The 13,401-nt window shown below is 66.6% G+C and carries 4 protein-coding genes; all 4 read left to right on the plus strand.

Features of this window, described 5'->3' with window-relative positions; genetic code table 11:
• The first annotated feature begins 62 nt into the window (after positions 1 to 62).
• Positions 63 to 812 (plus strand): thioesterase II family protein, encoded by a 750-nt coding sequence (locus tag ACX9NE_RS26135; protein ID WP_459364522.1) that lies wholly within the window; start codon positions 63 to 65, stop codon positions 810 to 812.
• 662 nt (positions 813 to 1,474) lie between these two features.
• Complete coding sequence (gene fadD26 / locus ACX9NE_RS26140) at positions 1,475 to 3,229, plus strand: long-chain-fatty-acid--AMP ligase FAAL26/FadD26 (RefSeq protein WP_459364521.1); 1,755 nt, start codon at positions 1,475 to 1,477, stop codon at positions 3,227 to 3,229.
• Positions 3,226 to 8,784 (plus strand): type I polyketide synthase, encoded by a 5,559-nt coding sequence (locus ACX9NE_RS26145; RefSeq protein ID WP_459364520.1) that lies wholly within the window; start codon positions 3,226 to 3,228, stop codon positions 8,782 to 8,784. The genes fadD26 and ACX9NE_RS26145 overlap by 4 nt, the downstream gene beginning before the upstream one ends.
• Positions 8,781 to 13,397 (plus strand): type I polyketide synthase, encoded by a 4,617-nt coding sequence (locus ACX9NE_RS26150; protein ID WP_459364519.1) that lies wholly within the window; start codon positions 8,781 to 8,783, stop codon positions 13,395 to 13,397. Before ACX9NE_RS26145 ends, ACX9NE_RS26150 begins: the two co-directional genes overlap by 4 nt.
• Positions 13,398 to 13,401: the final 4 nt, after the last annotated feature.

The raw sequence follows: 13,401 nt of genomic DNA on the forward strand, positions 1-13,401 counted from the left end.
TCGACGGGGGCGTCGATCGGGCGTCGAACAGCGCGTTTTCGGACTCACGCTATGCTGGCGCGGTGCACGGGAGTTCGGCAAACAGCAACAACGAGGAGAACGTTGATAAGCCGACGCTGTATATATTCCCGCACGCCGGAGGGACTGCCAAAGATTACGTCCCGTTTTCCCGCGAGTTTTCCGGCACCGTAACGTGTATCGCCGTGCAGTATCCCGGCCATCGGGACGGAGCCGGCCTGCCATCACTGTCCAGCATTGCCGCCCTCGCCGACGAGATTTTCGCGCTGATGAAGCCGGCGGCCCGCCCGGACATTCCGGTGGCATTTTTCGGGCACAGCATGGGCGCAATGTTGGCATTCGAAGTCGCCGTGCGGTTCCAATCGGCCGGCTACCGGGTAATCGCCTGTTTTGTGTCAGCCTGTTCGGCCCCGGGGCATTTCAAGTACAAACAAGTCAGGGGCATGTCCGACGTCGAAATGGTGGACTTCGTATCGCAGATGACCGGCATGAATCCAGATTTCTTCAACGACGAAGAATTTCTAGTGGGCGTGCTACCCACGTTACGTGCGGCGCGCGTCATCGCCGGTTACGACAGTCCGCCGGAGACGAAGCTGGCATGTCCCATCTACGCCTTCATCGGCGACAAAGACTGGATAGCAAGCCAGGAGGACATGGCGACGTGGGTCGATCGAACGACATCGGAATTCGCGCTGCGGGTGTTTCCTGGAGACCACTTCTACCTCAACAGCAATCTGGCTGAACTGGTCAGCGATATCGGGACCAGAACAGTCGAATGGTCTCGCGGAAGTTAGCTGCTCCACGTAGTCTGCCGCCACCTGGGCGCGGTTGACAGCGCCGCGGTCCCGGGCAGCAGGTTCGCTACTCACCGGCGCACAGCGGATGCCATGAGGTCGCGCTGCGATACGCGGGCTCTAGGTGGCGGTGGAAGCCGGCCCCGATCCGGCCGCGGCCGGCCAGGTACCTTCGCCTGAGGTGTTACGCTCGTAACAACGGGACGCCGGTCCCAAAAATGGGCGACCCGGATTTGAGAACTGCAGGCTCGGTCCTCACCAAGCCCACACCCGCTACGGGTGTAGCACAGGTCACTCCAAATACAGCACCTGGCAGGGGTGAGATGAGATTCAATGCAGTTCAGCCAATAGTGCCGTCGTGCGTAGAGCGTTGCGTCCGCTGTGGGAACTGTGTGGATTTCCCGATAATGCCCGCGCACGCCCCCCGAGATGATTACCGTTGAACACGCGACTAGTTGTATGGGGAGCGAGATTAGTTCAGGGGCGGTAACGACACGGCACACCGGGGTGCCACGGTCGGAACGTAAATAATCTTCGACGGGGACTGGGCAACTAAGACGTGCGGGACTTCGGCATTGGACCCACCGCTGTGCGGACCCAGTCGGATGCCAGTGGTCCGAAGCAGAGAACAAGAGCAGACAGTCGAATAGGAGCGTAACGCGATGCCGGTGACTGACGGTTCCCTTCCCGCTTTGCTGAAAAAGCGGGCCGAACAGCAGGCCGATACCGCGGCATACACATTTATCGATTACGGTTTAGACCCTAACGGATTTGCTGAGACCCTGACGTGGTCTCAGGTGTACGGTCGGGCGCGTGTCATCTCCGAAGAGCTCAAGCTGTGCGGTGCGGCCGGCGACCGGGTAGCGATTCTGGCGCCGCAGGGCTTGGAATACGTGATTGCCTTCCTCGGCGCAATACAGGCCGGATTCATCGCCGTGCCCCTGTCGACACCCCAGTACGGCATCCACGACGACCGCGTTTCCGCGGTACTTCGTGACTCCCAGCCCGTCGCCGTTCTCACCACGTCATCGGTGGTGAGCAACGTCGCGAAATACGTGTGCGCACAGCACGGGAAGGCCGCTCCGGTCCTTATTGAAGTTGATCTACTCGATTTGGACTCGCCGCGTGAATCAACGGGCGTCCCGCGCCTCGCCAGTGGCGCGGCGTATCTCCAATACACGTCCGGATCCACCCGAACACCCGCTGGCGTAATTGTGTCGCACAAGAATGTCGTAGCGAATGTGACCCAAAGCCTGTACGGCTATTTCGGGGATATCGCGAAAATTCCCAAGGAAACCGTCGTCGTGTCGTGGTTACCGCTATTCCACGACATGGGTTTGATTCTTGGAATCTGCGCCCCCCTGGTCGCCGAACGCAGTGCGGTGCTGTTGAGCCCAATGGCATTCCTGCGCCGCCCGGCCTGCTGGATGCAACTGCTCGCCACCAAACCGTCGCCCTTTTCCGCTGCGCCGAATTTCGCCTTCGAATTGGCAGTGCGCCGAACGTCCGACGACGACATGACCGGTCTCGACCTGAGCGACGTGGTCGGCATCGTCAGCGGCAGTGAGCGGATCCATGTGGCGACCGTGAAGCGCTTCACCGAGCGATTCGCCAGGTTCAACCTCAGCCCCACCGCGGTCCGCCCTTCCTACGGCCTCGCCGAAGCGACGCTGTACGTCGCCGCCCCCGAACCTGGAACCGCACCCAAGACGGTGCGGTTCGACTATGAACACCTATCCGCCGGTCAGGCCAAGCGCTGTGGTTCCGACGGGTCGGTGGGCACCGAACTCATCAGCTACGGGTGCCCCGACCCGTCCGCGGTGCGGATCGTGAACCCGGACACCATGGTCGAGAACATGTCCGGCGACGTCGGCGAGATCTGGGTGCACGGCGACCACGTGGCTCTGGGTTACTGGCAGAAGCCCGAGCAGACCAACCGCACCTTCAACGCGCACATCGTCGACCCGGCCCCGGGTACGCCGGAGGGACCGTGGCTGCGCACCGGCGATCTGGGCGTCCTGTCCGAGGGCGAACTGTTCATCATGGGCCGCATCAAGGACCTGCTCATCGTCGACGGCCGCAACCACTACCCAGACGACATCGAGGCGACGATCCAGGAGATCACCGGTGGCAGGGTCGCCGCGATCTCGGTGCCCGATGACATCACCGAGCAGTTGGTGGCCATCATCGAGCTGAAACGCCGCGGCGCGTCGGCCGAAGACGCCATGCACAAGCTCCGCTCGGTCAAGCGTGAGGTCACCTCGGCGATATCCCGGTCACACAGCCTACGGGTCGCCGACCTGGTCCTGGTGTCTCCCGGCTCCATTCCCATCACGACCAGCGGCAAGATCCGGCGTTCCGCCTGCATCGAGCGGTATCGAAGCGACGGCTTCAAGCGGCTGGACGTGACCGTATGACAGCGAGCATCAGCGGCGAGGCCGACCTGCGCCACTGGCTTATCGACTACCTGGTCACCAACATCGGGTGCAGGCCCGACGAGGTCGATCCCAACCTGTCCCTGGCTGATCTCGGCGTGAGCTCCCGCGATGCCGTTGTGCTGTCCGGAGAGCTGACCGAGTTGCTGGGCAGGACGGTCTCCCCCATCGACTTCTGGGAACATCCGACGATCAGCGACCTGGCCGCGTACCTCACCTCCCCCGAACCAGAACCCGAAGCGGCTGAGCTCCATCGCCCGGGGCGTCACTCACTCGACGAGCCGATCGCGGTGATAGGCATGGGGTGCCGCTTCCCCGGCGGAATATCCGGGCCAGAAGCGTTGTGGGACTTCCTTTGTGAACGACGTTCCTCGATCGGGAAGGTCCCTGACGAGCGCTGGGAACTCTTCGACGACGGTTCGGCGGAAGTCAAAGCCGTGCTTGCCCGGACCACGCGGTGGGGTTCTTTCCTGCCCGACATCGACGCGTTCGATGCGGAGTTCTTCGAAATCTCGCCCAGCGAAGCCGACAAGATGGACCCACAACAACGGCTGCTGCTCGAAGTGGCGTGGGAAGCCTTGGAGCACGCCGGAATTCCGCCCAGCTCGTTGCGCCGCTCGCAGACGGGCGTGTTCGCGGGGTCATGCCTGAGCGAATACGGGGCCATCGCCGCCAGCGACCTTCATCAGATCGACGGTTGGTCCAATACCGGTGGCGCGATGAGCATCATCGCCAACCGTCTGTCGTATTTCCTCGACCTGCGCGGGCCCTCGGTAGCGGTGGACACCGCGTGCTCTTCGTCGCTGGTGGCGATCCACCTGGCCTGCCAGAGCCTGCGCACCCAGGATTCTGCGCTGGCGATCGCGGCCGGGGTGAATCTGCTGTTGTCCCCCGCGGTGTTTCGCGGTTTCGACCAGGTGGGTGCCTTGTCGCCGACGGGTCGCTGCCGCGCCTTCGATGCGGCGGCCGACGGGTTCGTCCGCGGTGAGGGCGCCGGAGTGGTGGTCCTCAAGCGGTTGACCGATGCCCAACGCGACGGCGACCGGGTTCTCGCGGTCATCTGCGGCTCGGCAGTCAACCAGGACGGCCGATCCAACGGGCTGATGGCACCCAACCCGGCTGCGCAGATGGCCGTGTTGCGCGCCGCCTACACCGGCGCCGGCATGCAGCCAACCGAAGTGGACTATGTCGAAGCCCACGGCACCGGAACACTGTTGGGCGACCCGATCGAGGCGCGCGCCCTGGGCACCGTGCTGGGCCGCGGACGCCCCGCCGACGCTCCGCTGCTCCTGGGCGCCGTCAAGACCAACTTGGGACACACCGAGGCTGCGGCCGGGATCGCCGGCTTCATCAAGGCGGTACTGGCGGTGCAGCGCGGCCAGATCCCGCCGAATCAGCGCTTCGAGAGCCCCAATCCACACATCCCGTTTACCGAACTGCGGATGAAAGTCGTTGACACACAGACTGACTGGCCAGAAACAGGCCGTCCCCGCCGAGCCGGTGTGTCGTCGTTCGGGTTCGGCGGAACCAACGCTCACGTGGTGATCGAGCAAGGCCAGGAGATCGCTGCACCACCTCAGCAGGATCCGGAACCTGCCGTCTCGACGCTGATTGTGGCCGGCAAGACGCCGCAACGCGTGGCCGCGATGGCCGGTTTGCTGGCCGAGTGGATGGACGGCGCCGGTGCTGAGGCGTCGCTGTCCGACGTCGCACACACGATCAATCACCACCGATCACGTCAAGCCAAGTTCGGCACCGTGGTGGCCCGCCGCGGCGCTCAGGGCCGCGAACAAGCTATCGCCGGATTGCGCGCGCTGGCTGCGGGCCAGCACGCGCCCGGCGTGGTCGGCCCCCAGGATGGTTCGCCCGGTCCCGGCACGGTGTTCGTCTACTCCGGGCGGGGATCACAGTGGGCCGGGATGGGACGCCGATTACTGGCCGACGAACCAGGTTTCGCGTTGGCGGTGGCCGAATTGGAGCCGGTGTTCGTCGAGCAGGCGGGCTTCTCGCTGCACGACGTGCTGGCGGACGGCGCCGAACTGGTCGGCATCGAGCAGATCCAGCTGGGCCTGATCGGGATCCAGTTGGCGCTGACCCAGTTGTGGCGTTCCTACGGGGTGGAGCCCGACCTGGTGATCGGGCACTCGATGGGCGAGGTGGCCGCCGCAGTCGTGGCCGGTGCACTTACCCCGGCCGAAGGGTTGCGGGTCGCCGCAACCCGGGCGCGGTTGATGGCACCGTTGTCCGGGCAGGGTGGGATGGCATTGCTGGAGCTCGACGCCGAGGCTACCGAGGCGCTGATCGCCGATCACCCGCAGGTGACGCTCGGCATCTACAACTCACCGCGCCAGACCGTGATCTCCGGGCCCACCGAGCAGATCGACGAACTCATCACGCGCGTCCGCGCCCGGGATCGGTTCGCAAGCCGCGTCAATATCGAAGTGGCGCCGCACAATCCGGCCATGGACGCGCTGCAGCCGGCACTGCGTGCCGAACTGGCCGACCTGCAGGCGCGCACACCAAGCATCCCGATCATCTCCACCACCTACGAAAGCACAGACACCACACCGGTTTTCGACGCCGAGCACTGGGCCGACAACATGCGCAACCCGGTGCATTTCCAGCAGGCCGTCGCACTGGCCGGCAGCGTCGCGGGCGGCGACCACCATACTTTCGTCGAGGTCAGCGCCCACCCGCTGCTCACCCAGGCCGTCATCGACACCCTGCACAGCGCTCAGCACGGCACCCGGTATACGAGCATCGGCACCCTGCAACGCGACAGCGACGACACGATCACGTTCCACACCAACCTCAACACGGTCCACAGCGCGCACCCGCCACACACTCCGCATCCATCGGAACCGCACCCATCCATCCCCAGTACGCCATGGCAGCATTCCCGGCACTGGATCCGCCCCAAACGTGCTGCCGGTTCCGTGGTTTCGGCTCCGTCGGAAGGCACGTTGCTCGGCCGGCACAGCAGAGTCACCGCCGTGTCCGGCGGCCTGCCGTCCCACCTGTGGCAGGCGCGGCTGGCACCCGACGCCAAGCCATACCCGGGTCGCCATCGGTTCCGCGGTGTCGAGGTGGTGCCGGCGTCCGTCGTGCTGCACACACTCCTGCGCGCGGCAGACGAATTGGGCTACTCGGCGCTGTCCGCGGTGCGATTCGACCAACCCGTCTTCGTCGACCAGCCACGCCTGATCCAGGTGGTGGCCGACGACCAGGCGATCACCCTGGCCTCGCGTCCCGCCGAGACCGCTTCGGACCGCTGGACGCGGCACGTCACCGCACGACTTTCATCGGCACCGCCGCAGCCGGCGACGAACAGTCCGCATCCGAGCCCCGGCACTGCCCGCGAATCGAGCCGCTGGGACGACGACATCACCGACATCACCGAACAGCTCGCGCTGCGGGGGGTAGACGGCCTGCCGTTCAAATGGACCTTGGATTCCTGGGAACCCACCGATGACGGCGTACGCGCCGCGGTCCACCTGCCGAATGCGCTGCGCGACGGATCCGCCGGGCCGCTGCTGGACGCCGCCGTCATCGTCGGAGCGCTGTCGGACGTCAGCGATGCGCGCCTGTACGTTCCGGCCGGTATCGCCCAGGTGTGGTTGGGCGACACCAGCACCGGACCGCGCGCCACGGTGCTGCTCAGCCACGTCGAGCACGACCCGGATGGCATCACCGTCGACATCACCGCCGCGGCGCAGGGCGGTGCACCGTGCCTGTCGATGCGATCGCTTCGATACCGGGCCCTGGACTTCGACGGCGCGCCGCACGCTGAACCACATTCGAATGCATGGCAATTCGTGCATACCCTGGACTGGCAGCCGCGCCATGATCCGGGCGGGCCGCTGGGTACCGGAACCCTCGCGGTACTCGGCCAAGACGCCTGCGCGCTACGGGACCGACTCGGGCACTACGGCTTCGGGCCAGGCACCGTGTCGCAGGCGCGCTACGTGCTGTATGTCGCGGAGTCCCAGCCGGCCAACGCCACCGAGACGGACGTCGACTTCGCGGTCCGGGTCAGCGCGGAGCTCGCCGCCGCGGTCCGGACGCTGGCGCAGCGGACCGACCCGGCTACCCTGTGGATCGTCACCCGCGGAGTGCACGAATCGGCGACCCCGTCGGCACTGCGCCAAAGCTTCTTGTGGGGTCTGGCCGGCGTGATCGCCGCCGAGCACCCCGAATTGTGGGGTGGACTGGTCGATCTCGCCGACGCGCCGTCCCCCGACGAACCCTCGGCGCTCGCCGAACTTATCCAGCATCCGAGCAAGTCGATCCTGGTGCTACGCGACAACGTGGTGCTCGCACCGGCTTTGGCGGCGCTGCGCGGTGAACCGGAACGCAAGGCGGTGCAGTGCAGGCCGGACGCGGCCTACCTGATCACCGGCGGCATGGGCGCGCTGGGACTGCTGATGGCCGGCTGGCTGGCCGGCCGTGGTGCCCGACGACTGGTGCTGACCGGCCGTACCGCGTTGCCGCCGCGACGGGACTGGGACCTTGACAGCCTGGACGCGAGGCTGCGTCACAGGATCGACGCGATCCGCGCCCTGGAAATGCGCGGCGTCGCAGTCGAAGCCGTCGCCGTCGACATCGGATGCCGCGAAGCACTGACGGCGCTGCTGGAGCGAAGGGACACCGACGGGGCCCCACCGATTCGCGGAATCATCCACGCGGCGGGAGTCACCAACGACCAACTGGTGACCACCATGACCGAAGACGCGGTGCGCGAGGTGATGTGGTCCAAGATCGGCGGCAGCCAGGTGCTGCACGAAGCGTTCCCACCCCGCAGCGTCGACTTCTTCTACCTGACCTCCTCGGCTGCAGCCGTATTCGGCATCCCGGGCCAGGGTTCCTACGCCGCCGCCAACTCCTACCTGGACGCGCTGGCGCGGGCGCGCCACCAACAGGGCTGCCACACCCTGAGTGTGAACTGGGTGGCCTGGCGCGAGCTCGGATTCGCCGCGGGCGCCCGCATCGTGAGCGACGAACTGGCCCGGCTGGGGTCGCGCGAGATCACGCCGGAGGAGGCGTTCACCGCCTGGGAGCAGGTCGAGGGCTACGACGTTGCCCAGGCGGTGGTGCTCCCGCTTCCCTCGACCGCGGACGGCTCGGCGATCGAGGACAGCTACCTGATTCCGGTGCGGGACTGGTCCGCGCTCTCGGTGCCCGAGATACGCGAGGAGTTTGAAAAGGGGCTGCGCAGCATCATCGCGCGCGAGCTTCGGTTGCCGGAAACCGACTTGGACAGCGACCGCCCGTTCGCCGAGCTCGGGCTCAATTCGCTGATGGCGATGGCGATCCGGCGGGAAGCCGAGCAGTTGGTGGGGATAGAGCTGTCGGCGACCATGCTGTTCAACCATCCGACCGTGGCGGCGCTGGCGGCGTACCTGGCCAACCGCGTTGCACCCGAACAGGATCCGCGCGACGATGAGATGGTCGCGCTGTCCACGTCGGCGGGCAGTGTGCTGGACAGTCTTTTTGACCGCATCGAGTCGGGGTCGTCTGAGACCGAAGGGCCGTCGTGATGCGAACGGCTTTCAGCCGGATTTCCGGTATGAGCGCCCAGCAACGCGCCACTCTCAGCAACGAGTTCGAGAAGATCTCGCGGATCGCCGTGGCCGAGCCGATTGCCGTGGTCGGAATCGGCTGCCGGTTCCCCGGCGGTGTGGTCGGGCCGGAAACCTTCTGGGACCTGTTGGTGCACGGACGCAACGCGATCTCACCGGTCCCCGCAGACCGGTGGGATGCGGAGGCGTTTTACGATCCCGACCCGTTGACGCCGGGCCGGATGACCACGAAGTGGGGCGGTTTCGTCCCCGACATCGCCGGCTTCGACGCCGAGTTCTTCGGGATCACACCGCGCGAAGCCGCGGCGATGGATCCCCAGCAGCGGATGCTGCTGGAGGTGGCCTGGGAAGCCCTCGAACACGCAGGCATACCGACGGATTCGCTGTCCGGCACCCGCGCCGGAGTCATGATGGGCGTGTACTTCAACGAGTACCAGTCCATGCTCGCCGCGAACCCCGAGACCGTCAACGCCTACACCGGAACCGGAAATGCGCACAGCATCACCGTGGGCCGCATCTCCTACCTGCTGGGGCTGCGGGGTCCCGCGGTCGCGGTCGACACCGCATGCTCGTCATCGCTGGTGGCGGTACACCTGGCCTGCCAGAGCCTGCGACTGCGCGAAACCGACCTGGCGCTGGCCGGCGGCGTGAGCGTCACGCTGCGCCCGGAAACCCAGATCGCTATCTCCGCATGGGGTCTGCTGTCCCCACACGGGCGCTGCGCCAGCTTCGACGCAGCCGCCGACGGTTTCGTGCGCGGCGAGGGCGCCGGCGTGGTGGTGCTCAAGCGGTTGACCGACGCCGTGCGTGACGGCGACCGGGTGCTCGCGGTGGTGCGGGGTTCGGCGGTCAACCAGGACGGCCGCTCCAACGGCGTCACCGCGCCCAACACTGCCGCGCAATGCGATGTGATCGCCGACGCCCTGCGATCCGGTGACATCGCACCCGAGAGTGTGCACTACGTCGAAGCCCACGGGACAGGCACCACGTTGGGCGATCCGATCGAGTTCGAGGCGCTGGCGGCCACCTACGGCCGAGGCGAGGGCAAGTGTGCGTTGGGGGCCGTGAAGACCAATATCGGCCATACCGAGGCGGCGGCCGGCATCGCGGGGTTCATCAAGGCCGCGCTGGCGGTCCAGCGCTCGACGATCCCGCCGAATCTGCATTTCTCGCAATGGAATCCAGCCATCGATGCCGCGTCGACCAGGTTCTTTGTCCCCACCGAGAACGCCGCGTGGCCGACCAGTGAAAGCCAACCGGGCCCGCGGCGCGCGGCGGTCTCGTCGTTCGGCTTGGGTGGCACCAACGCGCACGTCATCATCGAGCAGGGCCCCGACCCGGCGCCGGCACCCAGGCCCGACTCCGGGGTGTCGACGTTGGTGGTCACAGGTAAGACGGCTCAGCGGGTGGCGGCCACCGCGTCCGTGCTGGCCGATTGGATGGAGGGGCCGGGCGCCGAGGTGTCCCTGGCCGATGTGGCCCACACCGTCAATCACCACCGGTCCCGCCACGCAAAATTCGGCGCCGTGGTCGCCCGGGACGGCGCGCAGGCAGTGGTAGGTTTGCGTGCCCTGGCCCTCGGCCACCACGCCGCCGGCCTGGTCAACCCCCAGGACCGCCCGCCCGGGCCGGGCACGGTGTTCGTCTACTCTGGCCGCGGCTCGCAATGGGCCGGGATGGGCCGCCGACTATTGGCCGACGAGCCGGCATTCGCCGCCGCGGTCGCCGAACTGGAGCCGGTGTTCGTCGAGCACGCCGGCTTCTCGCTGCACGACATCATCGCCGGCGGCAAGGAACTGGCCGGCATCGAACAGATCCAGCTGGGCCTGATCGGCATGCAACTGGCGCTGACCGCGTTGTGGCGGTCCCACGGGGTGCAACCCGACCTGGTGATCGGGCACTCCATGGGCGAGGTGGCCGCCGCCGTGGTCGCCGGAGCGCTCACCACCGCCGAAGGGTTGCGGGTGACCGCAACACGGTCGCGGCTGATGGCCCCGCTGTCCGGACAGGGCGGCATGGCACTGCTCGGGCTGGACGCGGCGACCACCGAGACGCTGATCGCCGACTACCCGCAGGTGACGTTGGCGATCTACAACTCGCCGCGGCAGACCGTGGTCGCCGGGCCCACCGAGCAGATCGAGGAACTCATTGGCCGGGTGCGCGCGGATAATCGTTTCGCGAGTCGGGTCAACATCGAAGTGGCCCCGCACAACCCGGCCATGGATGCGCTGCAACCCCGGATGCGCGCGGAGCTGGCTGACCTGAGGCCGCGGACCCCCACTATTCCGATCATCTCCACCACCTACGAAAGCGTAGACACGACAGCGGTTTTCGATGCCGAGCACTGGGCCACCAACATGCGCAACCCCGTGCGCTTCCAGCAGGCCATCACTCATGCGGCGGATCGGCACACCTGCCACACTTTTATTGAGATCAGCGCGCACCCGCTGCTGACCCAGGCCATCACCGACACCCTGGAAGACGCGCAGCGCGCACGCAGGTCCGCGGCCAGCTATCTCAGCATCGGGACTCTGCAACGCGATACCGACGACACCGTCACCTTCCGCACCAACCTCTACGCCGTCGACACCACGCAACCGCCGCACACACCACACCCCCCCGAACCGCATCCCCCGATCCCCACCACCCCCTGGCAACACACCCACCACTGGATCACCACGTCCGTCACCAACAACGGGGCCACCAACAACGGCGCGCCGGCGTTGCTGCAACCTCAGGGCCACAACGTCATTGCGGAGAACGCCCTCGACAGCTGGCACTACCGGCTCAGCTGGCCGGTGCACCCGATCCCCAGCGCCCTGACCAAGGGCAACGCCGCCTGGCTTGCGGTGGCCGATCCCGGCCTGTCCGCTGAACTTGCCCGGGCCGCCGGCTCATCGTCCCGGGTCGAGGTCCTTGCTCCCTCGGCACTCGACGGCGATCTCTCCATGCTGAACGACCTGTTCGCCGGTGTCGACAACGTCCTGTACGCGCCACTCGTTTCCCGCCAACCGCTCGATATCGAGTCGGCATATCACCTGTTCCATGCGGCCCGACGGCTCGCCGCGGCGATGGTGGCGAGCGGTTCGGCACCGAAGTTGTACATCGCCACCCGCAATGCGCAGCCCGTCTCCGACGGCGATCGCGCCAACCCGGCCCATGCGGTGCTGTGGGGTTTCGGCCGCACCCTGGCATTGGAGCATCCCGAAATCTGGGGCGGCATCATCGATCTCGATGAGACGATGCCCGCCGAACTGGCCGTGCGGCACGTGCTGGACGAGGCCGGCCGAGACGACGGGGAGGACCAGGTCGTTTACCGGTCCGGAGTGTGCCATGTTCCGCGCCTGCACCGGCGGGCTGCGCCGGTGGCCTCGCCCGCGACGCTTTCCGGCGATACCACCCAACTCGTCATCGGAGCCACCGGACACATTGGGCCCCAGCTGATCCGGCAGCTCGTGGAGATGGGCGCGAAAACCGTTGTCACGGTGTCCCGCAATCCCGGTACCCGGCTGGCCGAACTGACCGCAAGCCTGGAATCGACCGGGCATCAACTCATCCAGGTTGCCGCGGACGCGACCGACCCCGACGCGATGGGCGCGCTGTTCGACCGCTTCGGCACGGAGTTGCCGCCCCTCGAGGGGATCTACCTCGCCGCCTTCGCCGGCCAGCCGGTGTTGCTCAGCGAGATGAGCGACGACGACGTGGCAGTCATGTTCCGTCCCAAACTGGACGCCGCGCGGCTGTTGCACCGACTGTCACTGAAACACCCGGTGCGGCAATTCGTGTTGTTCTCGTCGATATCGGGTCTGCTGGGCTCGAGGTGGCTGGCCCACTACACCGCGACCAGCGCCTTCCTGGACACCTTGGCTCATGCCCGTCGCCTGGTCGGGCTGCCGGCCATCGCGATCGCCTGGGGCCTCTGGAAGTCGCTGGCTGACGCACAACAGGACGCGAGCCAGGTGAGCTCCGAATCCGGACTGCTGCCCATGGCCGACGACGTGGCCATCGGTGCGCTGCCGTTGGCGATGAGCCCGGACGCCGGGGTGCAATCCGTTGTGGTGGCGGCGGATTGGCCGCTGTTGGCCGCCGCGTACCGCACCCGCGGAGCACTGCGCATCGTCGAGGACCTGCTGCCCGCGCCGGACGACACACCGCTGCCGGAAAGCGAGTTCCGTAAGGCGCTGCGCACGTGCCGGCCGCAGCGACGCCACGACATGCTGTTCGACCGGGTCGGCATGCTGGCCGCCGAGGTGATGGGACTGCCACACGCCGAGACGCTCGATCCGTCGACCGGGTTCTTCCAACTCGGCATGGACTCGTTGATGAGTGTGACGCTGCAGCGAGCGCTGTCGGACTCGCTGGGCGAATTCCTGCCGGCTTCCGTGGTCTTCGACTACCCCACCGTGTACAGCCTCACCGACTATCTGACCACCATCCTGCCCGAATTCCTTGAGACAGCGAACGCGATTGACGACGTGACAACCGAACAACAGGCCGAACAACAGGCCCACACCTACGACGACCTCTCCGAGGACGAGTTGTTGCAACAACTCTCGGAGAGGCTGGGCTGAACGC

The organism is Mycobacterium sp. ML4 (genome assembly GCF_054515735.1).